The organism is Methylobacterium sp. AMS5 (assembly GCF_001542815.1).
Taxonomy (GTDB): Bacteria; Pseudomonadota; Alphaproteobacteria; order Rhizobiales; family Beijerinckiaceae; genus Methylobacterium.
Genome location: NZ_CP006992.1, coordinates 2,062,556 through 2,085,530, shown reverse-complemented (window position 1 = coordinate 2,085,530; position 22,975 = coordinate 2,062,556). Strand labels below are relative to the sequence as shown.

Below are 22,975 nucleotides of genomic sequence, written 5' to 3'. Positions count from 1 at the left end.
GGGTGCGAGGGCTGTTTCCCCCCGCTTCTCAGCGACCTGGGAGGGTACGGCCGTGATCCAGATCCGCAATGAATCCGCGTCCGATGTCATGGCCCGCGAGCACCTGCTCGACGCCTGCTTCGGCCCGGGCCGCTTCCTGAAGACCTCGCAGCGCCTGCGCGAGGGCCGTCTCCCGGCGCGCGGACTCGCCCTCTCGGCCGTGCGGGGCGACAAACTCGTCGGCACCGTGCGGCTGTGGGATGTCGAGACCGGCTGCGGCCGTCCGGCCCTGCTGCTCGGCCCGCTCGCGGTCGATCCGGAGGTTCAGGGCACCGGCCTCGGCGGAGCGCTGATGCGGGCCGCGCTCGCCGAAGCGGCAGCGTTCGGCCACGGCGCCGTGCTGCTGGTGGGGGATGCGCCCTACTACGCCCGCTTCGGCTTCGCCCCGGAGAAGGCGGCAGGCCTCTACATGCCCGGTCCGTTCGAGCGCGAGCGCTTCCTCGGACTGGAGCTGGCGGCCGGCACACTTGCGGGCGCAGAGGGCGTGCTGCGCGCCACCGGCGCGTTCGAGCGGATGACGGAGGTCGCGGCCGAGGCCGCCGCGATCGAGGCACGACGACACGCCGCCTGAGGCGAGGCCGGGCTTCGGCGCCCGCTTTCCGTCATCGGATTGAGTGCGTGATCGCGTGCGAAACAGGGCCCGTCGACGCGCAGGAGCGGCGGCGGACCCTGATCCGGTCTAGGATGGTCGTCGCGGAATGGGCCGAGAGCACCGGCGCGGATCACCGGTTCAGCGGTGATAGGGCCAAGCGGTCGCGGAGAAGGACAGGCGGCTGGCACCATCGTGGAAGGCGCGGGCCTGACCGGCGGCCGTACGTCCGGCGCGGACGAGGGCGGCGAGGAGTGTGATGATGCCCGGATCGCGATCGATCGTCTCGATTTCGGGGTGGATGGACGGTGCGGTGAGGACGGTCAGCATGGTTCGGTTTCCTTGTGCGTGCTGTCGGCCCTTGAGCGTCACTCCCTTGTTGCAGTGCAGCATAGACATACTTTTCAGCGCACGCCTCCGACGTCATCCGGCCTCAGCCCTGCACTCACCTCATAGCTGAACATATGGAATCTTCACGGTTCCGCAACATCCGAACGGATCGACCGGTTGACCGGCAGACGTCGAACCGTCATCCGCTCGTCACTTCCAAGCATCAATCACGCCGCTCTCAAGCAACGAGCAGCCCGACAGGAGTGTCCGCGCATGTCCGATGGCCCGACGAAGGATTGGCCCGTCCACGGTCGCATCACCGGCCCGATCGTGATGATCGGCTTCGGCTCGATCGGCCGGGGCACCCTGCCCCTCATCGAGCGCCATTTCGAGTACGACAAGAGCCGCTTCACGGTCATCGATCCCGTCGACACCCATAAGGATCTGGCCGAGAAGCACGGCCTGCGCTTCGAGAAGGTCGCTCTGACCAAGGAGAACTACCGCGACGTCCTCACGCCCCTCCTCACCGAGGGCGGCGGCCAGGGCTTCTGCGTGAACCTCTCGGTCGACACCTCCTCGCGCGACATCCTCGAACTCTGCCGCGAACTCGGTGCGCTCTACATCGACACGGTCGCCGAGCCCTGGACCGGCTTCTACTTCGACAAGGACCTGAGCCAGGCCGACCGCACCAATTACGCGCTGCGCGAGAACATCCTCGCCGCCCGCCGCGCCGCCCCCGGCGGCACGACCGCCGTGTCGTGCTGCGGTGCAAACCCCGGCATGGTCTCGTGGTTCGTCAAGCAGGCGCTGCTCAACATTGCCAAGGACACCGGCTCCTCGACCCCTGAGCCGAAGACCCGCGAGGCATGGGCCGCGCTCATGCGCGAACTCGGCGTCAAGGGCATCCACATCGCCGAACGCGACACCCAGCGCGCCAAGACCCCGAAGCCCCAGGGCGTGTTCGTCAACACTTGGTCGGTCGAGGGCTTCGTCTCCGAGGGCAACCAGCCGGCCGAACTCGGCTGGGGCACGCACGAGACTTGGAAGCCCGCCAATGCCGAGGAGCAGACCAAGGGCTCGCGCTGCGCAATCTTCCTGCTCCAGCCCGGCGCCGACACCCGCGTGCGCTCCTGGACCCCGACCGCGCAGGCGCAGTTCGGCTTCCTCGTGACCCACAACGAGGCGATCTCGATTTCGGACTACTACACGGTGCGTGAGAACGGCGAGGCGGTCTATCGCCCGACCTGCCACTACGCCTACCACCCGGCCAACGACGCCGTGCTCTCGCTGCACGAGATGTGGGGCAATGCCGGCAAGGTGCAGGAGCACCAGCACATCCTCGACGAGAACGAGATCGTCGACGGCATCGACGAGCTCGGCGTGCTGCTCTACGGCCACGAGAAGAACGCCTACTGGTACGGCTCGCAGCTCTCGATCGAGGAGACGCGGCGGATCGCCCCCTACCAGAACGCGACCGGCCTTCAGGTGACGAGCGCCGTGCTCGCCGGCATGGTCTGGGCGCTGGAGAACCCGGAGGCCGGGATCGTCGAGGCCGACGAGATCGACTTCCGCCGCTGCCTGGACGTGCAGACGCCGTATCTCGGCCCGGTCGTGGGCGTGTACACCGACTGGACCCCGCTCACCGACCGTCCGGGCCTGTTCCCGGAGGACATCGACCCGAGCGATCCCTGGCAGTTCCGCAACGTGCTCGTGCACGGCTGAGGGTTCTTCGAACGAAAGCTTTGAGGGGCTGCCCTGTCCGGGGCGGCCCCTTCTTCGTTAAGCTGTCGCGACCGCACGAGATTCGCATATGGCCGGCCCGGCACGCACGGACACCCGCATGCGGGCCGCGGAGTAGCGGTGCTGCAGGGGCCGTAGCCCGGTCGGCATCAGCGCATCGTCACGAACATCGCGAAGCGTCTCGACGACCTCGCCGAAGGCCGGGGCTGCGGCGCCTATCCGGGCCTTGCGATCCTGAGCGAGGCTATGGACGACGACGCGCCGATTCCCGACGTCGTGGTGCCATGCGGCCAGCCGCTGGAAGGCGGCTACACCGGCGCTCCCCTGCTCGTCGTGGAAGTCCTCTCTCCCTCGACCCTCGTGCCGGACCGTGGCCGCAAGACCGAGTTCGACCAGACCGTTCCCTCGCTCGCCGTCCTCCTGCTCGTGCATCAGGACGAGGCGCGTGTGGAGGTCTGGCGCCGGAGGCCGGATTGGACGGTTCAGTTTGCCGGGCCCGGCGCGGTCATCGACCTGCAAGAACTCGGCGGCGCACTGTCCGTGGCGGAGGTCTATGCGCGCCTTACCGTCTGACCCCGCGCCGCACGCCGCTTGCTTGGCTCCGGGGCGGTGCTAGCATCGCCTTCGCTTTCGGAGGTCTCTCGATGGTGCTCGCCCTTCGGCGCGACCCCGGCATGCGGGTCGCGGAGTATCAAGCTTGGGTCGCCGACCTTCCGGACGAGGAGCGCTGGGAGCGGATCGACGGCGAGCCGGTGTTGATGGCACCGCAGAGCGAGCGGCATCAGCAGATTGTACTGAACCTGGCGCGGCGACTCTCCGACATGACCCGCGACCGCGGTTGCCGCGCGATTCCCGGCATTGCCGTGCTGAGCGACAGCATGGACACCTTCGCACCGATCCCCGACGTGGGGGTGCGCTGCGGACCACCACGGAGGGGCGGCTACGCCCGCGACCCCGTCCTTGTCGCGGAGGTGCTCACGCCCTCGACCATGAGCCGGGATCGCCGCCGCAAGACCGACTTTCGCCGCAGCATCGCCTCGCTCAAACTGTTCCTGATCGCCTATCAGGACGAGCCGCGCGTCGAGGTGTGGCGCCGCGAGCCCGAGGACGGCTGGGCGTTCGAGGCCCACGGCCTCGGCGACGCGATCGATCTGCCCGAACTCGGCGGCCACTTGGCCGTTGCCGAGATCTATGACGACATCGCCTTCTAGACGACGAACCCGCGCGGGACCGGCCTTGCCCCATTTCGAAGACTTCTACGCCAACAAGCTGCGCGGCTCGCTCGGGGTCACCGATGCGGAATCGGTGCTCGATCTGCGCGGGGCCAACCGCCCGACCGCGGAGGCCTCGCTGACCGACATGCTGGAGCGCAGCCGCTTCGCCAAGGGCAAGACCGTGGCGATCCGCCTCGATCCACCGCCGGAGGGGGGAGGCGAGACACTGTTCCAGCCGATCGGGCGCCAACTCCTCGATGCCAAGCGGCGCGGCTGGATCGAGCGGCTCCAGACCCTGCCCGCGGGCGACGGGCTCGGTTTCTACGTGGCACTGGCCGGCAAGCCGGATCGCGAGCGCGACTGAAACCGATGGCTTGGAGCCGGAACGACAACGCGCTGGAGCATCTCGCCCGCTTCGGCTACGGGGCCCGCGGCTTCGTCTATTGCGTCGTGGGCGCGCTCGCCGTGCTCGCCGCCCTCGGGCAAGGCGGATCGGCCGGCGACAGCAAAAGCGCGATCCGGGCCGTGCTCGGTGGCCCGTTCGGCGCCGTCATCGTCGGGCTGATCGCGCTGGGGCTGGCGGGCTTCGCGCTGTGGCGCCTCTTCGAGGGCGCGACCGACGCGGACCGGCGCGGGCACTCGCCAAAGGCATTGGCCGTGCGTGGCGCCCACCTGATCAGCGCCGTGATCTATGCCGGCCTCAGCCTCACCGCGGCCCGCCTCGCCTTCGGCATCGGCCGCGCCTCGGCCGGCGGCGACGGGGTGCGGGACTGGACCAAGTGGCTGCTCGACCAGCCCCTCGGCCCGTGGCTCGTCGGGATCGTCGGGCTCGGCATCGTCGCCGCCGGGATCGGCTACGCCGCCAAGGCCTGGAAGGGCAACGTCACCGAACGGCTCTCCCTGCCCGCCGGCTCCGAGGCCTGGATCGACAGGCTCGGCCGGTTCGGCTACGCGGCGCGGGGGCTCGTCTTCCTGATGATCGGCGGTTTCGTCCTCACCGCCGCCTGGACGCAGGCCTCCTCCGACGCCACGGGCCTCTCGGGCGCCTTCTCGGCGCTGAGGGCGCAGCCCTACGGCTGGGTGCTGCTCGCCATCGTCGCCGCGGGCCACTTCGCCTTCGGTGCCTTCGGCCTGATCCAAGCCCGCTATCGCCATATCGACGCCCCGGATCTCGACGAGGGGAATGGGGTGCTCGCCAAGGCGGTTCGCGCCGCGCGTTGACATTCCCCCCTGTCGGCGCCGATACCGCGCTCCGCCTGGAGCATCGGCCTCGTGCCGAAAACCGGTCTCCATCGTTCGGGCCGATGCTCTGACACGAAGCACCATGCAGAAGCGCACCCTCAAGACGGCGGTGATGGTCGTCCACGATCTCGCCGCGACCGCGGCGGCCGTGGTGCTGACCTTCGTCTTCCGCTTTCAGGACGGGGCCCTGGCCGAGCGCCTGCACGCGCTGCCGCTGCTGCTGCCGCCGTTCCTGGCCTATGCCGGACTGATCTACGCGTGGTTCCGGCTCTACCGCACCAAGTGGCGCTTCGCCTCGCTGCCCGACCTCGCCGGCATCGTGCGCGCGGCGAGCGTCACCGCGCTGACGCTGCTCGTGCTCGACTACGTGCTGGTCTCATCGAATCTCTACGGGTTCTACTTCTTCGGCAAGGTTGCCATCGTCCTCTACTGGGTGCTGCAGATCTTCCTGCTCGGCGGGCCGCGGCTGGCCTTCCGCTACCTGAAATACGCCCGCTCCCGGCAGAGCCAGGCCCGCGCCGCCACCACGCCGACGCTGCTGCTCGGCCGTGGCGCCGATATCGAGATCGTGCTGCGGGCGATCGAATCCGGCTCGGTCAAGCGGCTCTCCCCCAAGGGCATCCTCTCGCCGCGGCCGGACGAGGCGGGCCAGATGATGCGCGGCGTGCCCGTGCTCGGCGGGTTTCGCGACCTCGAACAGGTGGTCGCGGATCTGGCCAACCGCGGCCTGCCGGTGCGCCGGCTCGTGGCGACGCCGAGCGCGCTGGCGCCGGAATCCGAGCCTGACGATCTCATCGCCCGTGCCCGCCGTCTCGGCCTGCCGCTCGCCCGCGTCACCAGCCTCGGCGAGGGGATGCGCGACGCCGAACTCGCGCCGCTGGAAATCGAAGACCTACTCCTGCGCCCCACCGTCGCCATCGACCGGCCGCGGCTCGAGCGTTTCCTCACCGGTGCCCGCGTCGTCGTCACCGGCGGCGGCGGCTCGATCGGCGCGGAGATCTGCGCCCGGGCGGTCGCCTTCGGCGCCTCGGCGCTGCTCGTCATCGAGAACTCGGAGCCGGCGCTGCACGCGGTGCTCAACGGCCCCGCCCTGCTCCACGCCGAGGCCACGGTCGAGGGTGCGCTCGCCGACATTCGCGACCGCGAGCGGCTGCACGCCATCATCCGCGATTTCCGGCCGACCTACGTCTTCCACGCCGCCGCTCTGAAGCAGGTGCCCTATCTCGAGCGCGACTGGGCTGAGGGCATCAAAACCAACGTGTTCGGTTCGATCAACGTCGCCGAGGCGACGGTGGCCGCGGGCGCCCGCGCCCTGGTGATGATCTCCACCGACAAGGCGATCGAACCGGTCTCGCAGCTCGGCGTCACCAAGCGCTTCGCCGAGATGGTGGCCCAGTCCCTCGACGCGGAACGCAGCGGCGCGGAGGCGACCCGGCTCATCGCCGTACGCTTCGGCAACGTGCTGGGCTCGGCCGGCTCCGTGGTGCCGGTGTTCAAGGCGCAGATCGCCCGCGGCGGCCCGGTTACGGTCACGCATGCCGAGATGGTGCGCTACTTCATGACCGTGCGCGAGGCCTCCGACCTCGTGCTCACCGCCGCCTCCCACGCCGACGCGGAAGGGCGCGGCGACACCGGCGACCAGCGGGCGGCGGTCTATGTGCTCAAGATGGGCCAGCCGGTGCGCATCCGGGATCTGGCCGAGCGGATGATCCGGCTCGCGGGCTTCGAGCCCGGCGAGGACATCGAGATCCAAGTGACCGGCGCACGGCCGGGCGAGCGTCTCAACGAGATCCTGTTCGCGAAGGAGGAGCCGCGCGTCACGCTCGCCGGCATCGAGGGCGTGATGGCGGCCAAGCCCGTCTTCGCCGACCGCGCCGTGCTGGACGGTTGGATTTTTCGCCTGCACGAGGCCGTGGCCGCCGGGGACCGGGCGGCGGCGGAGGCTGTGTTCGAAGAAGCGATCCCGGACTTCCGCAATCGGGCCGCGGCCGTCCCGACGACGAAGCTGAAAGGCATCGTTCCGCCGGCCGAAACCGCGCAAGCGGCGACCGCCTGATAACCGAACCCTCGGATCGAAGCGGAGCCGGCGGAAGAACCTCAGCCTCCTCCCCGCGCCAGCGCCGCGAGCCCGTGCCGCGAGGCCTGCGCCGGCCGCCAGCCCAGGGCTTCCAGCCCCTCGGCGCGGGCGACGAGCGAACCGGACAGCCGGTCGAAGGCGGCCTCGCGGCCGGTGGCGCGGCAGGCCAGGCCGATCAGCGGTACCGGGCAGGGCAGCAGGCCGGGCCCGCGGCCGAGGCCGGCGCGGAGCGCGGCGAGCATCTCGGGCAGCGTCAGCGGGTCGGGATCGGCCACCACCAGCGGACGCCGCAGGGGGCCGGGCGCCTCAATCGCCGTCGCCACCGCGCCCGCGAGGCTCTCGACCGAGACCAGCGAGCGGCGCCCGGTCAGGCTCCCGAGCGGCAGCGGATAGGGCGTGCGGGCGAGCTTGAGCAAAGCCGCCATGTTGCCCTTCACGCCGGCGCCGTAGACGAGTACCGGGCGCAGGGCGACCCAATCGAGCCCGGTCTCGGCCAGGGCCTGTTCGGCGGCGAGCTTGGAGCGGCCGTAAGGATCGGTCGGCACGGGCGCGTCCGCCTCGGAGAGGGGCGCCGGGGCGCTCGAACCGGCCTGCGCCCGGATCGAGGAGAGGAACACGAAGCGGCCCACCCGCGCCCGCTGCGCGGCGTCAGCGAGCTTGCGCGTCGCCTCGGTGTTCGAATTGCGAAAGTCGTCCTCGGGGGCGCCGGACATGGCGTGGGCGAGGCCGGCGGAATGTACCACCGCATCGACCCCGGTGAGCGCGGCGGCCATGTTCATCGGCCGGGCCAGATCGCCCACCACCGCGCCGCTGGCGCCCTCCGGCACTTCGACCGGCCGGCGCAGCAGCACGCGGACCCGGTAGCCCCGCTCCGAGAGGGCCCGCAGCAGGTGGCGTCCGATGAAGCCGGTGGCTCCCGTCAGCGCGATCAGCTTTCCGCTCACCCGTCATCCCCTCACGCGCTGGCGGCCCGCGGCGTCGCGAACCGGCGCAGCAGCCATCCGACCAGCCCCGCCGCGAGGACGAGGCAGGCGAGCGTGACGACCCGAGACGGCCAAAGCAAGGTCACACCCGCCAGCGCGGCCAGCGCGACCTGCAGGGCAAAGACCGAGCCGACGGTCTCCGGCACGGAGAACCCGTTGACGGTGGCGACCTGGTAATAGTGGCTGCGGTGGGCCTGCCACACCGGCTCGCCGCGCCGCAGGCGCCACAGCAGGGTGAGCGTCGCGTCGGCGATGGGATAGAGCGGCAGGATCAGCGCAGCGGCCAAGCCGCCTTCCAAGCTCCCTTGCAAGCCCCCTCCTTCCAAGCCCACTTCCAAGCCCCCCTGCCCCGCGAGGCGGAACAGCAGCCACGCCACGATCAGCCCGATCGGCAGCGAGCCGACATCGCCCATGAACAGCCGTGCCACCGGCCGATTGAACGGCGCGAAGCCGAGAAGCCCGCCGAGCAGGGCGCCGGCGACCAGCGTCGGCTCGGGCGCGTAGCGGCCCGCGAGGCCGAGGGCGAACAGGAAGGCGGTGGGCGGCACGAACTCGGCCAGCGTCATCCAGTCGAGCCCGTCCATGAAGTTGACGAGGTTCACGAACCAGAGCCCGGCGAAGATCGCGAAGCCCCGCTCCAGCCAGAGCGGCATATCCGGCAGCAGACGGCCCTCGGCAGTGAGCACGACGGCGGCGACGGCGCCGGCCTGGATCACGAGCCGGAGCGAGGCCGGCAAGGGCCGGATGTCGTCGACGGCGCCGACCACGGCGAGGGCGATCACCGAGAGCGCCAGCGCCGACAGCTCGACGCCCCTGAGCGCGATCCCGGCCGGCATGGCCAGGACGGCCGCCGTGATCAGCACGGCGGCGATGATCGCGATGCCGCCGCCCTGGGGCGTCGGCACCCGGTGGCTGGAGCGGGCATTGGGCCGTGCGAGGGCGTAGCGCTGCAGCAGCGGCTTCAGCAGCACGATGAGCCCGGCGGAAAGGAGCGCCGCCAGCGGTACGACGAGGAGCGGGGCGAGGATCATCGTGCTGCCGGAAGCCGCGGAAATCCCCTCTCCCGTAGAGGGGGGACGGATTCCGGGCGTGTTCTGACCGTTCGCATATCGCCCGCTCTACCCGCCTGCACCCGTCCAAGCGAGACCACGGCAACCGATCCCAACTTGTTTTGGCCGCAAAGCCACGCGATCCGCTCGGCACGGTCCGCCGAAAGAGCGGTGGGCGGGCCGCGCGTCCCGGCCGGCTTGCCTTGCGGGGGCGGGGAGCCGCCGATACGACTTGGCCGCTCGCCCCCATCGCTCAAGTCGGTTGTCAAGAATCGCCCGTTGCGCACGCTTTCACTGGCCCTTGCCCTGGCCCTCGCGATCCTGACGGCCGTGGCGGGCTCCCTCGCCGGCCTCATCGGGACCGCCGCCCCCGCCCACGCGGTCGAGGCCGTGCGCGTCACCCTCGACGCGCCCGCCATCGACCTGACGCCGACGATCGAGCGCTACCGCTCGGACGGCGACCTGATCCAGATCTCCACCGCCCCGGGCAAGGACGGCATCGTGCGGCGCATCGCGGTGAAGGCGCGCGAGGCGGGCGCGCGGCCGGACTGGATGGTGTTCGCGCTCACCAACGACACCGACGAGCAGATCGACCGCCTGCTGGTCGCCCCGCATTTCCGCCTCGTCGGCTCCGGCGTGATCTGGCCCGATCTCGGCGGCTCGCGCATCGCCGCGATCACCGCGAGCGAGGGCATCCGGCCCGAGCGCGACGAGAGCCTCGACGCCGACCAGTTCCTGATCACCATCGATCCCGGCACCACGGTGACCTATGTCGCCGAGCTGAAGGGCCCGAACATCCCGCAGGTCTACCTCTGGGATCAGGACGCCTACCGCAAGAAGACCTCGGGGCTGACGCTCTACAAGGGCATCATCATCGGCATCGCCGGGCTGCTCGCGCTGTTCCTCACCATCATCTTCGTGGTGAAGGGCGCGATCATCTTCCCCGCCGCCGCCGCGCTCTCCTGGGCGGTGCTGGCCTATGCCTGCATCGATTTCGGCTTCCTGCAGCGGGTGTTTCCCGTCACCGAACTCGCCGAGCGGATCTACCGGGCCTCCGCCGAGGCCGTGCTCGGGGCGACGCTGCTCGTCTTCCTGTTCGCCTACCTGAACCTGTCGCGCTGGCACGTGCGCTACAGCCACGTCGCCTTCTTCTGGCTCACCTTCCTCGCCGGCCTCGTGGCGCTGGCGGTGTTCGACCCGCCCGTGGCGGCGGGCGTGGCGCGCATCTCGATCGCCGCGGTGGCGGGCGTCGGGCTCCTGCTGATCCTGTATCTCGCCGTCCATAACGGCTACGACCGGGCCATCCTGCTGGTGCCGACCTGGCTGCTGCTGCTGGTCTGGGTGGTGGCGGCGGGCTTTGCCATCACCGGGCAGATCGGCTCCGACCTCGTGCAGCCGGCGCTCATCGGCGGCCTCGTGCTCATCGTCATGCTGATCGGCTTCACCGTGATGCAGCACGCCTTCGCCGGCGGCGGCCTGAGCCACAGCCTCGTCTCGGACACCGAGCGCCGGGCGCTGGCGCTGACGGGCGCGGGCGACATCGTGTTCGACTGGGACGTGCCGGGCGACCGCGTCTTCGCTGGCCCCGAGATCGAGGCGCAGCTCGGGCTCAAGCGCGGCACCCTCGAAGGTCCGGCGGCGAACTGGCTCGGCCTGCTCCATCCCTTCGACGTGGAGCGCTACTCGGCGGCCCTCGACACCGTGATCGAGGAGCGGCGCGGGCGCATCACCCACGATTTCCGCCTGCGCTCGGCCGACGGCCCCTACGCGTGGTACCGGCTGAAGGCGCGGCCCGTGATCGGCACCGATGGCGAGGTGATCCGCATCGTCGGCACCATCAGCGACGTGACCGAGGCCAAGACCGCCGAGGAGCGGCTTCTGCACGACGCCGTGCACGACAGTCTCACCGGCCTGCCGAACCGCGAGCTGTTCCACGACCGGCTGGAGGCCGCGCTGGCGATGGCGAGCCAGGACCCGCGCCTCAAGCCCGCAGTGATCGCCCTCGACATCGACCGGTTCAAGGCGATCAACGACGCCATCGGCCTCTCGGCGGGCGACTCGATCCTGCTGACGCTCTCGCGCCGGCTCGGGCGGCTGCTGCGGCCGCAGGACACGCTGGCGCGGGTCGCGGGCGACGAATTCGCGGTGATCCTGCTCTCCGAGCGCGAGCCCGACCGCATCCTCTCGTTCGCCGAGATGATCCGGCGCGCCATCGCCACCCCGGTCACCTATGCCGACCGCGAGGTGTTCCTCACCGTCTCCATCGGCATCGCGTTGCACGAGGCGACGCAGGGCGCGAGCAACCAGGGCAGCGGGCAGACGCGGCGCGAGGAGGTGTTCAAGAACGCCGAGATGGCGATGATCCAGGCCAAGCGCGGCGGCGGCGACCGGATCGAGGTGTTCCGCGCCAACATGCGCCTCGAGCGCTCCGACCGGCTGATGCTGGAGGCGGACCTGCGCAAGGCGCTGGAGCGCAACGAGATCAAGGTGCTGTTCCAGCCGATCGTCCGGCTCGAGGACCGCACGGTCGCCGGCTTCGAGACGCTGCTGCGCTGGGACCATCCGAAGCTCGGGCGCATCCCGCCCTCGACCTTCCTGCCGGTGGCGGAAGAGACCGGCGTCATCGTCCCGCTCGGCAATTTCGCCATCGAGCGCACGGCACTCGAACTCGCCGCCTGGCAGCGCTCGCTCGACGTCGAACCGCCGATCTTCGCCTCGGTCAACGTCTCCTCGCGCCAGCTCCTGCGCCACGACCTCCTGCACGACGTGAAGACGGTGATCGCCCGCACCGGCGTGCTGCCCGGCTCGCTCAAGCTGGAGATGGCCGAGGGGTTGGTGATGGAGAACCCGGAATACGCCGCCCAGATGCTGACCCGCATCCACGATCTCGGCGCCGGGCTCGTCCTCGACGATTTCGGCACCGGCTACTCGGCGATCTCCTACCTCCAGCGCTTCCCCTTCGACACGATCAAGATCGACCAGAGCTTCGTGCGCCAGATGGGCCAGGGCCGCACCGCCATGCTGCGCTCGGTCCTGCGGATGGGGCAGGAACTCGGTCTGGCGACCATCGCCGAGGGCGCCGAATCGGAGGAGGATGCGCAGGTGTTGCAGGAATTCGGCTGCGATTACGCGCAAGGGGCGGCCTTCGGCGAGCCGATGACCGTGCTCCAGGCCCGCCAGCTCGTCGGCGCCGCGCCCGAAGCGGCCTGATCCCGCAATGAAGCGCAGGTCTCGCGCTTCTGTTTAAACCTCCCTTAACCATGTTGCGGGAAGGTCCATCCGAATATCCGGGACGCCTCTTCGGCGGGCCCGCCGGGCTGAGGATGGACGATGATCGAGGCGACGAGACGCAGGAGCCCGGCCCCCTCTGGCAGCGCGATGCGGCGCCTGATGACGCGGCCCATCCACGCGCATCTCGCCGCCGCGGTGCAGCCGCGGGCGGTCGTTGCCGAGGTTGCGGCGGAAGCCATGACGCAGGCTCCGGCGGAAGCCATGGCGCCGATCGTGGTGGACGCTCCGGCGGACGTCCCCACCCCCCTGTCCTTCGAGCCCGAAGCGGATGCGGCTGAGGCGGATCTCGCGCGCCTGCGCCTCGAAGTGGCGGTGATGAAGGCCGCACTCGCCGCCGAGCGCCGGGAGAGCGAGGCCCTTCGGACCAGCCTCGGCCTCGCGGACGCGGAAACGCTGAGCGAAGAGGCGCGGGCCGTCCGCGCGCGCTGGGCCGCGCTGGTCGAGCGCCTGATCCACAATCCGCTCTGATCCTTTCAAAACACCTCTCATCCGATCGGAGCGGGTTGCCGCCATGCGTGCTCCCACGAGCGCCCGTTGTTCGCTTGTCGTCAACGGCCAGCCCCTGCGGGTCTCCCCCGGCGACACCTCCCTGGAGACCGCGCTGGCGGACGGCATGATCGGCCCGATGACCGGGCTGCTCGGCCAGGGCCCCGGCCCGGCCTCACGGCGGCTCCCCGTTCGGGCGCGACGGGCGGAGGCGGTGACGCTGTCCGCTCCCGATCCGGACGCGACGATCCGGCCGGTCAAGACGCCGGCCCGGACGGCCGTGCGCCGCACCGGCAGCATCGACTCCATCACGGCGCTGGCGCCGCGGGTCCTTCAGGTCGTCGCGACCCTGGAGCACCGGCTTCCATTCGAGCCCGGCGACCAAGTCGTCGTCACGCTCGAAGGCGGGCGCCCTGTCACGCTCACGCCGACGCTCGGCGTCGAGGGCGGGGCGGAGTTGAACGAACTCGTCTTCCACCTGCGCGGCGAGTGCGCGGAGGATCTCGCCGCCCTGTTCGGCTGCCCGGTCGAGCCCGGCCGCGCGGTGAAGGTGAAGGGTCCCGTCGGCAACGGCACCTATCGACCCGGCGGCGGCCGCCTCGTGCTGGTGGCGGCGGAGACGGGGTTCGCCGGCATCTGGGCCATCGCCCGCGCCGCACGCTACATCGAGCCGGCCCGCGAGATCTGCCTCGTGGTCGGCGCGCGCGATCCCCTCGACCTCTACATGCGCCCGTCGCTCGAATGGCTGCGCGCCACCGGCGTTACCCGCATCACGCTGGCCGCCGACCGCCACCGCCAGCGGGGGCCCGACGTGCGCCCCGGCCCGCTCACCGCCCATATCCCGAGCCTGCGGACCACCGACGTGGTGCACGCCTCCGGCTGTTCCTCGACCCTCGGCGCGGTGGAGGTCCTGGCCGCGGCGGCGGGGGCGCGGTACTATCCGATCCCTCTCGAACCGGGGGCTTAGACCGCCTCCCGCATCGGGTTCAGGGCTGCGCTTCCGCCCAGGTTATGACCGCCGAGATATGCCAGGCATACACGGCGGCGAAGAAGCAGAACGTTGCGATCATCCCGATCCAGTACCAAGCCCCGGCTTGGGCTTCGACCTGCTTGATCTTCAGATAAATCTGGGGAGCAAGGACGACGATGATCGCGACCGGCATCCAGAGGCCGATCGTCTTATCAGCATACCATGTCGGCCGTCCGCTGATGCCCCATTGCATGGGAACTCGATCGGTTTCGATGCTCGCCGCACAATACAAATTCAGCAGCGACATCGCGGCGATCGTCGCCAGGCACGAGAACCAAGCGAGCCTCGGCAGGTTCAACACCACGACGTCGAGCCCGGTCACCCTTGAACGGCCCTCACGCTCGGATCGGCCGCGCGTCGTTTCAACCAGAGTTTGCATTTTGGGGCGGACCTGCGCAGGGTGAACCCGCTGCGATGCCGGTCCTCACTGATATCGATGTGTGGGTCGGACTCCCTGCGGGACAACCGACGGCACACCCGAAACGACGAAGGGCGAGAGGCGTATTCGCGCCTCTCGCCCTGCTGTCTTCATCAGAGTCGGACGTTCAGGCGACCTTCACCCGCCAGATCTCCTCGGCGTATTCCCGCATCGAGCGGTCGGAGGAGAACCACGCCATGCGGGCGGTGTTGAGGATCGCCGTCCGCCACCACTGGGCGGGGCGCTTCCAGGCCGCGTCGATCTCGCGCTGAACGCGCCAGTAATCCTCGAAATCGACCGTCGTCAGGTAGCGGTCGCCGTGGCGCAGCTCGTCCACGAGCGGCGCGAAGCGGGCCGGATCGTCCGGCGAGAACGTGCCGTCCGCGATGGCGTCGAGCGCCGCGGCCAGCCGCGGCGAGGCCGCGATCGCCTTGGTGGCGTAGTCCGGCTCCTTCACGCGGGCGAGCACCCCTTCGGCATCGAGGCCGAAGATGAAGATGTTTTCCGCGCCGACATGGTCCTTGATCTCGATGTTGGCGCCGTCGAGCGTGCCGACGGTGAGCGCACCGTTGAGCGCGAGCTTCATGTTGCCCGTGCCCGAGGCTTCCATGCCGGCGGTCGAGATCTGCTCGGAGAGGTCGGCGGCCGGAATGATCACCTCGGCCAGACTCACCGAGTAGTTCGGGAGGAACACCACCTTCAGCCGGTCGCCGATCTCGGGATCGGCGTTGACGACCTTGGCGATGTCACCGGCCAGCTTGATGATGAGCTTGGCCTGCACGTAGCTCGGCGCCGCCTTGCCGGCGAAGATCTTGACGCGCGGCGTCCAGTCCTTGTGGGGGGCCTTCTTGATCGCTTGGTAGAGTGCCACCGTCTCGATCAGGTTGAGGAGCTGGCGCTTGTACTCATGGATGCGCTTGATCTGCACGTCGAACAGCGCCGACGGATCGACGGCGATGCCGGTGCGCTCGGCGATGACATGCGCGAGGCGCTGCTTGCGGATCGTCCGCATCGCCGCATAGCGCCTGCGGAACTCCGGATCGTCGGCGAACGGCACCAGCCTCTCGAGCTGGGTCGGATCATCGAGCACCTCCTCGCCCGCCGCCTCGACGGCCAGCGCCGTCAGTTCGGGGTTGGCGTTGTGCAGCCAGCGGCGGAAGGTGATGCCGTTGGTCTTGTTGAGGATCTTCTCCGGCTCGATCGCGTGGAGATCCTTGAACACGGTCGATTTCAAGAGCTCGCTGTGGAGCGCCGAGACGCCGTTGACCCGCCGCGAGCCGTGGAAGGCCAGCGGTCCCATGCGCACGCGCCGGCCGTGCGACTCGTCGATCAGCGAGACGGTGGACACGTCAAAGGCGCTGCCCTTGGCGTTCTTGCTCTGCTCCTCAAGATGCAGCCAGTTGATGAGGTAGATGATCTGCATGTGGCGCGGCAGCAGCCGCTCCATCAGCTCCACCGGCCAGGTCTCCAGCGCCTCGGGCAGCAGGGTGTGGTTGGTGTAGTGCAGCGTGTTGGAGGTGATCTGCCACGCATCCTCCCAGGGGAAGTCGTGATCCTCCATCAGGATGCGCATCAGCTCCGGCACGGCGATGGCCGGGTGGGTGTCGTTGAGCTGGATCGCGGCGTGGTCGGGCAGGGAGCGCAAGGAGCCGCGCTCCGCCACGTGCCGGCGCACGAGATCCTGGAGCGAGGCGGAGGTGAAGAAGAACTCCTGGCGCAGGCGCAGTTCCTGGCCCTCGGCGGAGGAATCGCTCGGGTAGAGCACCCGTGAGATCGCCTCGGCCCGGGCCCGGCCGGCCACGGCCCCGACATGGTCGCCGGCATTGAAGCGCGCGAGTTCGACCGGCGCGTCGGCCTCCGCCTTCCACAGGCGCAGGACGTTGACGTGTTTGCCCCGCCAGCCGACGATCGGCACGTCGTGGGCCACGGCGTTCACGGTCTCGGCCGGGTGCCAGTGGCGGCGGATGTAGTGGTCGCCCTGGCTCGTCATGGTGACGTGGCCGCCGAAGCCGATCTTGTAGGTCGTCTCCGGTCGCGGGAACTCCCACGGATTGCCCTCCGCGAGCCAGGTCTCCGGCGCCTCACGCTGCCATCCGTCCTCCAGCGACTGGCGGAAGAGGCCGTGGTCGTAGCGGATGCCGTAGCCGGTCGCGGGGATCGACAGGCTCGCCATGCTCTCCATGAAGCAGGCGGCGAGCCGACCGAGGCCGCCATTGCCGAGCGCCGCGTCGGGCTCGGCCCCCTCGACGCCGGCGAGATCGACGCCGAGGTCGCGCAAAGCGGCCTGGGTGGTCTCGACGAGACCGAGATTGTTCATCGCGTCCGACAGCAGCCGGCCGATCAGGAATTCGAGCGAGAGATAATAGACCCGCTTCTCCGGCACATCGGCGGCTTGCGCACCGTGGCAGGCGTCGACGATCCGGTCGCGCAGCGCCAGCGCCGTGGCGGCGAACCAGTCGCGCTCGCGGGCGACCTCGGGCGTCTTGCCGAGCACGTAGAGGAGCTTGGCGCGGATGGCCTCGCGCAACTCGACCACCGCGTCGCCTCCGGCAACCGAGCGGGGCTTAACAGAGGTGGCGGCGGCCTTCGCCGATGAAGCGGAAGTGTCCGCTTCGCCGTTCCTGACGAGAACGGACAGAGCTTCGTTCAGCACCTGGGTATCCCCCTTCGTTACAGCCGAGGATGTCGGTCGGACGCGGAGTCTGGCCGCTTCTTGCGGCGGCACAATGATCCGCGACGTGGTCTGTCGCCCTGCGCCACCATGGTGTTGCCGGCCGGCGGACTTGTCGAGACACATGCGTGCAAACACATCATTCGCAAGTCGTGTGCCCGACCCTCTGTGTCACTGTAGACACAGAGCCGGTGCATCGTCGCCGCCTCGCATGAGAGATGACGCCGGCCGCTTGAAGGCTTGCTGAACGGCCCTAACCGACCCTTGAATGATGCGCACGGCGTCGATGGCAGCATCGCGGCAACATCGCGGGAGGTCCGATGGGCGGTCCAGTATCTGGGACGAACGGCTCCGAAGCGGCTTGGTGGCAGAGCGGGACAGTCTATCAGGTCTATCCCCGCTCGTTCCAGGACACGGACGGCGATGGCGTCGGCGACCTTCGGGGGATCGCGGCACGGCTGGATTACCTCGCATGGCTCGGCGTCGATGCGGTGTGGATCTCGCCGTTCTACCGCTCGCCGATGGCCGATTTCGGCTACGACGTGGCCGATTACTGCGCGGTCGATCCGCTGTTCGGCAAGCTGGAGGATTTCGACGCGCTGATTGCCGAGGCGCATCGACGCAAGCTCCGGGTGATTCTCGACTTCGTGCCCAACCACAGCTCGATCGAGCATCCGTGGTTCACCGAGAGCCGGGCGAGCCGCCAGGCACGCAAGCGCAACTGGTACATCTGGCGCGATCCCGCTCCCGACGGCGGACCGCCCAACAACTGGCTCTCGAATTTCGGCGGCCCGGCCTGGACCCGCGATCCGGCCACCGGCCAGTACTACTACCACGCCTTCCTGCCCGAGCAGCCGGACCTGAACTGGCGCAACCCCGACGTGCGGGCGGCGATGCACGACGCCCTCCGCTTCTGGCTGGCGCGCGGCGTGGACGGCTTCCGCGTCGATGTGATCTGGCACCTGATCAAGGACGAGGGATTTCGCGACAACCCGCACAACCCCGATTTCCAGCCGCATCAGGCCGGGATCAACCGCTTCCAGCAGGTTTTCTCCTGCGACCGGCCGGAGGTGCTCGACGTCATCGCCGGAATGCGCGCGGTTCTGCGCGAATACGGCGAGCGGGTGCTGATCGGCGAGATCTATCTGCCGATCGAGCGGCTGGTGGCCTATTACGGGCCCGGCCTGACCGGGGCCGACCTGCCGTTCAACTTCCAGCTCATCCAGACGCCGTGGCGCGCCGAGGCGGTGGCGGCCCTGGTGACGGAATACGAAGCCGCCCTCCCCGAGGGCGGCTGGCCGAACTGGGTGCTCGGCAACCACGATCAGCCCCGCATCGCCGCCCGCGTCGGCGAGGCGCAGGCGCGGATCGCGGCGATGCTTCTGCTGACGCTGCGCGGCACGCCGACGCTCTATTACGGCGATGAGATCGGCCTCGCTCACGTTCCGGTGCCGCCCGAGCGGGCACAGGACCCGTGGGGGCGCAACGAGCCAGGCCATGGGCGGGACCCCGAACGCACGCCGATGCAGTGGGAGGACGCCCCGAATGCGGGCTTCACCACCGGTACGCCGTGGCTGCCGCTCAGCGCGGATGCGGCGCGGCGCAACGTCGATGAGATGCGCGACGATGCCCGCTCGATCCTGACCCTCTACCGCCGGCTCCTGTCCCTGCGCCGCGATCATCCGGCCCTGTCGGTCGGGGATTGGCGCAGCCTGCCCCTCTCAGCGGATCTCGCCGCCGAGGTCTTTGCCTTCGAGCGCGTCTCGGGTGGCGCCGTCTTACGCATCCTGCTCAACTTCGGCAGCGTGGAACGGACGATCCCCTTGGAGGATGGGGGCTGGACGATCCTGCTCTCGACCCTTCCGGGACGGGTGGGCGACAGGGCCGACGGCGAGGCCCGGCTCGCACCGGACGAGGGCGTCATCCTCAAGCCGGCAAGCCGCTAGGACGGAGTGTTGCCGCGCTGCACCCTGCGCATTCGACCCAGCCAAAACCGGGAGGGATACGCAGCACGCTTTCGCTATTCTCCCAGCGCAGACAACCCATGATGGAAGCGCAGGCGTCCGCTCAAAAATATTGGTCCGAACGTGGCCTGAATTGTGCGATGCAACGGAACGGATTGCCTTCCGGAGCATTTCAATGCCGAGCGTAGCAGCGGCGGTTCCCGCCCTTCAAGGGCCGCGCGGGTGGCGTAGGGGCGAGTCGATGGCGTACGTGGATCTCGGTGGGCTCCAGGTCGCCGATCCGCCGCCACCGACCTCCGCCTTCGATCCCGAGCCGAGATTCGGCAACGCCCTCCTCCCCCGCATTCTCTACGCCACCCCTGAGATGGCGGATTTCGTGAAGACCGGCGGCCTCGGCGAGGTCGCGGGCGCCCTGCCCCGCTCCCTGCGCCGCCACTATGACGTCCGCGTCCTCATTCCCGGCTACGCCCAAGTGCTCGCCGGGCTCGACAACCTGACCATGATCGCCCGGCTCGGCAGCTTCGCCAGCGTTCCGGGTTGCGAACTCGGCTTCGGCACCACGCCGGACGGCCTCGGCGTCTACGTGCTGGTCGCCCCCGATCTGTACGAGCGCGACGGCACGCCTTACGGCGACGAGCGAGGCGATTTCGGCGACAACGACCTGCGGTTTGCCCGCCTCAGCCGGGCGGCGGCGGAACTGGCCGGCGGCATCGACCCGTTCTGGTCGGCCGACCTGCTGCATCTCAACGATTGGCAGACCGCGCTGGCGCCGGCCTACCTGTCCTGGCTCGGCATCCGCCGCCCGAGCGTGCTGACGATCCACAATCTCGCCTACCAGGGGCTTTTCCACCGCGACAATCTCGGCCGGGTCGGCGTACCGGACCACGCTTTCCAGATGGATGGCGTGGAGTTCTACGGGCAGCTCTCCTTCCTCAAGGCCGGCATCTATCACGCCTCGCACGTCACCACGGTGAGCGAGACCTATGCCCGCGAGATCACCACGTCCGAGGGCGGCTGTGGTCTCGACGGCTTGCTCCGCACCCGCGCCGCGCAGGGCCGCCTGACCGGCATTCTCAACGGCATCGACGAGAGCTGGGATCCGCGCACGGACCCGCACCTCGCCACCCGCTTCGAGCCCGACGACTGGAAGGGCAAGCGGGCCAATGCCGACGAGGTGCGCAAGGCGTTCGGCATGGCGGTCTCCCGCGGGCCGCTCTTCGCCATCGTCTCGCGCCTCGTGCACCAGAAGGGGATCGACCTCAGCATCGGCGCCGCCGAATCGATCGTTGCCGAGGGCGGCCAGCTCGTGGTGATCGGCCAGGGCGAGGGCCGGTTCGAGGAAGCCCTGCGCGATCTGGCCGGGCGCCATCCCGAGAATGTCGGCGTCCATGTCGGCTTCCGCGAAACCGAGGCGCGCCGCATCTTCGCCGGCAGCGATTTCCTTCTGATGCCCTCGCGCTTCGAACCCTGCGGGCTGGCCCAGATGTACGCGCAGCGCTTCGGCTCCCTGCCGATCGTGCGCCGCACCGGTGGCCTCAACGATACGGTGGAGGACGGCGTCACCGGCTTCACCTTCGGTGAGGCCTCGCCGATGGGGCTGACCTCGGCGATCCGCCGCGCCTTCGAGACCTTCGGCCAGAAGAAGCGCCTCAACACCATGCGGCGCAGCGCCATGTCCCGCTCCTTCGGCTGGGATGGGGCGGCGCTGAACTACTGCAACCTCTACGCCCGCGCCTTCGGCAACCACACCGCCCGCCGCTGGAAGGCGGCCTGAGACGCGGCGGACACGGTTTCCGCCCGGACCAAGAGTGCCTCACACCACGCCCGATCTCTGACCGTTCTCCCTCTGGCGATGACGGCACAGCGGGAGTTTCGTGAGCGACACGAGGCGGGCAACCGTGTCGGCCAGCCCACGCGGTGATCGAGCGAAGCCCATATCCGCCCTCCCGAGGGAACCGATCGGATTTGGCATAACGCGCGACACCCTTGGCCCGACACTCTTGCGGGAACATCGCATCCTCAGAGGGTGGTTTCTCGCGACCCTCCGTTCGCTTTCATGGCACGGAACGGCGCGATCCGCGTTGAGCGTCCATGGACGCGACTGTGACGCTCACGCGCACGAACCCTCTGATCCTTCGGCTTCGCTACGGCGCCGATCTCGATGCCGGGGATCGAGCCATTTTGGCCGACCTGTCCCGATCCCGCCGCAGCCTGGAGTCACAGCAGGATATCGTGCGGGCCGGCGATCGGGCGGCGGGTGTCCACCTCGTCCTCGAAGGCTACGCCTTCCGCTACAAGCTCATCGATGACGGACAGCGCCAGATCCTCGGCCTGCTCCTGCCGGGTGATTTCTGCGACCTGCAATCGATCGTGCTCGGCCCGTCCGACCACTACATCGCCGCACTGACCGCCTGCACCGTCGCCGACATCCCGCAGGACCGGGTCGACGCCCTGGTCTTCCGCGATTCGCGTCTCGCCCGGGCGCTGTGGTGGGCGACGCTGGTCGATGAGAGCATCCTGCGGGAATGGCTCGCCAGCATGGGCCAGCGCTCCGCCGACAAGCGCATCGCCCACCTGTTCTGCGAATTGCTGCTGCGGCAGCAGCTCGTCGGCACGGCCGGGGAGCGCGACTGCCCGTTGCCTCTGACCCAGCCGATGCTCGCCGACATCCTCGGCATCACGACGATCCATGTCAGCCGCATCCTGCGCGACCTGCGCCTCGCCGGGCTGATCCAATTGAAGGAGCGCCGGCTGCACGTTCCGGACGTCAAGCGCCTGCAGGCGTTCTGCGACTTCGATCCGACCTATCTGCACCTCGTCAGGATGCCCGATCACGAAGCCGCTGGGAACATCACGCGCGCCGGGCTCTGACGCGCGCGCAGGCCTGCCCCCCGGAAGGATGCCTGTACGAGAGGCAGGATCGTGCCGATTCTCTGTGCCCTGCCTTCGGCCTGTCGCTCGGGCAGCGCATGAGAATAAAGACGACATGACAGCCCCCGATCCCGTGCCGCAGATCGCTCTCAACGACGGGCGCTCCATCCCCCAGCTCGGCTTCGGCGTCTGGCGTCTGCAAGAGGCGGAGACGCCCGCCCTCGTCGGAACGGCGCTCGGCAGCGGTTATCGCTCGATCGATACCGCTGCAGCCTACGGCAACGAGGGCGGCGTCGGGCGGGGCCTGCGGGAGACGATCGTGTCTCGGGCCGAGGTGTTCGTGACGACGAAACTTTGGAACGACGCTCAGGGCTACGATGCGACGCGGCACGCCTTCGACGACAGCCTCGCCCGGCTGGGGCTGGACCATGTCGATCTCTACCTGATCCACTGGCCCTGCCCCGAGCGGGGGCTCTATCTCGACAGCTGGCGCGCGCTGATCCGCTTGCGGGAGGAGGGTCGAGCCGCCTCGATCGGCGTCTCGAACTTCACCGAGGATCAGCTCGAACGGCTCGTGAACGAGACCGGCGTCACCCCTGCCCTCAACCAGATCGAGCTGCATCCGCGGTTCCAGCAACGCACCTTGCGCGCGGCCCATGCTCGGCTCGGCATCGTCACGGAAGCCTGGAGCCCCTTAGGTCAGGCGCAGGTGCTGGATGAACCCGCCATCACCCGGATCGCCGATCGGCTCGGGCGCAGCCCGGCCCAGGTGGTGCTGCGCTGGCATATCGAGAACGGCTTCGTCGCGATCCCGAAATCCGCCACGCCCGCCCGGATGCACGAGAACATCGACGTGTTCGGCTTCTCGCTCACGCAAGAGGACCACGCGGCCATCGCCGGTCTCGACCGGGCCGACGGACGAATCGGGCCGGACCCGATGACGTTCCAGTAATCCTGCCAGTAGGGGCCCGGCACGGGCCG

18 protein-coding genes and 1 pseudogene are annotated in these 22,975 nt (G+C 69.4%); 14 read left to right on the top strand and 5 right to left on the bottom strand.

Annotated elements, in window-relative coordinates; translation table 11 throughout:
* The first annotated feature begins 52 nt into the window (after positions 1-52).
* Positions 53-610 (top strand): GNAT family N-acetyltransferase, encoded by a 558-nt coding sequence (locus Y590_RS09355; RefSeq protein ID WP_060769617.1) that lies wholly within the window; start codon positions 53-55, stop codon positions 608-610.
* A gap of 159 nt (positions 611-769) precedes the next feature.
* Here the strand turns inward: Y590_RS09355 and Y590_RS09350 are convergent, their stop codons facing one another.
* Positions 770-958, bottom strand: coding sequence for a hypothetical protein (locus Y590_RS09350; RefSeq protein ID WP_060769616.1), 189 nt, complete (start codon positions 956-958; stop codon positions 770-772).
* A gap of 273 nt (positions 959-1,231) precedes the next feature.
* Here Y590_RS09350 and Y590_RS09345 point away from each other — a divergent pair, with 273 nt between their 5' ends.
* From Y590_RS09345 to Y590_RS09320, 6 genes and pseudogenes are all read left to right on the top strand, one after another.
* Positions 1,232-2,680 carry a homospermidine synthase gene (locus tag Y590_RS09345; protein WP_060769615.1) on the top strand — a complete coding sequence of 483 codons (1,449 nt, stop codon included), beginning with the start codon at positions 1,232-1,234 and terminating at the stop codon, positions 2,678-2,680.
* 118 nt (positions 2,681-2,798) lie between these two features.
* A pseudogene (locus Y590_RS09340) lies at positions 2,799-3,271 on the top strand (Uma2 family endonuclease).
* Between the two features lie 71 nt (positions 3,272-3,342).
* Positions 3,343-3,909, top strand: a complete 567-nt coding sequence (locus tag Y590_RS09335; protein WP_060769614.1) for a Uma2 family endonuclease — start codon at positions 3,343-3,345, stop codon at positions 3,907-3,909.
* Between the two features lie 25 nt (positions 3,910-3,934).
* Positions 3,935-4,276 (top strand): hypothetical protein, encoded by a 342-nt coding sequence (locus Y590_RS09330; RefSeq protein ID WP_003604234.1) that lies wholly within the window; start codon positions 3,935-3,937, stop codon positions 4,274-4,276.
* Positions 4,277-4,281: 5 nt separating this feature from the next.
* Positions 4,282-5,133, top strand: a complete 852-nt coding sequence (locus Y590_RS09325; protein WP_060769613.1) for a DUF1206 domain-containing protein — start codon at positions 4,282-4,284, stop codon at positions 5,131-5,133.
* A 103-nt stretch (positions 5,134-5,236) separates the two neighbouring features.
* Positions 5,237-7,210: a nucleoside-diphosphate sugar epimerase/dehydratase gene (locus Y590_RS09320; protein ID WP_060769612.1), complete on the top strand. Its 1,974-nt coding sequence runs from the start codon at positions 5,237-5,239 to the stop codon at positions 7,208-7,210.
* A gap of 41 nt (positions 7,211-7,251) precedes the next feature.
* Here Y590_RS09320 and Y590_RS09315 read toward each other — a convergent pair whose 3' ends face one another.
* Entirely contained in the window at positions 7,252-8,175 is a 924-nt protein-coding gene (locus tag Y590_RS09315; protein WP_060769611.1) for an NAD-dependent epimerase/dehydratase family protein, read from the bottom strand.
* A gap of 11 nt (positions 8,176-8,186) precedes the next feature.
* Positions 8,187-9,245, bottom strand: a complete 1,059-nt coding sequence (locus tag Y590_RS09310; protein ID WP_060769610.1) for an MraY family glycosyltransferase — start codon at positions 9,243-9,245, stop codon at positions 8,187-8,189.
* A 297-nt stretch (positions 9,246-9,542) separates the two neighbouring features.
* Between Y590_RS09310 and Y590_RS09305 the strand changes: the two genes are divergently transcribed.
* The 3 genes from Y590_RS09305 (at position 9,543) to Y590_RS09295 (ending at position 14,007) form a co-directional block, all read left to right on the top strand.
* On the top strand, positions 9,543-12,473 hold the full coding sequence (locus tag Y590_RS09305; protein WP_060769609.1) for an EAL domain-containing protein: 2,931 nt from the start codon (positions 9,543-9,545) through the stop codon (positions 12,471-12,473).
* Between the two features lie 180 nt (positions 12,474-12,653).
* Positions 12,654-13,022, top strand: coding sequence for a hypothetical protein (locus Y590_RS09300; RefSeq protein WP_286161881.1), 369 nt, complete (start codon positions 12,654-12,656; stop codon positions 13,020-13,022).
* A gap of 43 nt (positions 13,023-13,065) precedes the next feature.
* On the top strand, positions 13,066-14,007 hold the full coding sequence (locus tag Y590_RS09295; RefSeq protein WP_060769607.1) for a ferredoxin reductase domain-containing protein: 942 nt from the start codon (positions 13,066-13,068) through the stop codon (positions 14,005-14,007).
* Positions 14,008-14,026: 19 nt separating this feature from the next.
* Here the strand turns inward: Y590_RS09295 and Y590_RS27285 are convergent, their stop codons facing one another.
* Positions 14,027-14,392 carry a DUF1648 domain-containing protein gene (locus tag Y590_RS27285; RefSeq protein WP_286161880.1) on the bottom strand — a complete coding sequence of 122 codons (366 nt, stop codon included), beginning with the start codon at positions 14,390-14,392 and terminating at the stop codon, positions 14,027-14,029.
* A gap of 223 nt (positions 14,393-14,615) precedes the next feature.
* On the bottom strand, positions 14,616-17,141 hold the full coding sequence (locus tag Y590_RS09285) for a glycogen/starch/alpha-glucan phosphorylase (protein WP_060769606.1): 2,526 nt from the start codon (positions 17,139-17,141) through the stop codon (positions 14,616-14,618).
* A 338-nt stretch (positions 17,142-17,479) separates the two neighbouring features.
* Between Y590_RS09285 and Y590_RS09280 the strand changes: the two genes are divergently transcribed.
* The 4 genes from Y590_RS09280 (at position 17,480) to Y590_RS09265 (ending at position 22,946) form a co-directional block, all read left to right on the top strand.
* A complete protein-coding gene (locus Y590_RS09280) occupies positions 17,480-19,105 on the top strand; it encodes an alpha-amylase family glycosyl hydrolase (RefSeq protein ID WP_060769605.1) in 1,626 nt (541 codons plus the stop codon).
* Between the two features lie 259 nt (positions 19,106-19,364).
* Positions 19,365-20,897: a glycogen synthase GlgA gene (gene glgA / locus Y590_RS09275; protein WP_060769604.1), complete on the top strand. Its 1,533-nt coding sequence runs from the start codon at positions 19,365-19,367 to the stop codon at positions 20,895-20,897.
* A gap of 317 nt (positions 20,898-21,214) precedes the next feature.
* A complete protein-coding gene (locus tag Y590_RS09270) occupies positions 21,215-21,994 on the top strand; it encodes a Crp/Fnr family transcriptional regulator (RefSeq protein ID WP_060769603.1) in 780 nt (259 codons plus the stop codon).
* Between the two features lie 115 nt (positions 21,995-22,109).
* The gene (locus Y590_RS09265; protein ID WP_060769602.1) at positions 22,110-22,946 is read left to right on the top strand and encodes an aldo/keto reductase; all 837 of its coding nucleotides are present in this window, start codon (positions 22,110-22,112) and stop codon (positions 22,944-22,946) included.
* Positions 22,947-22,975 lie beyond the last annotated feature (29 nt).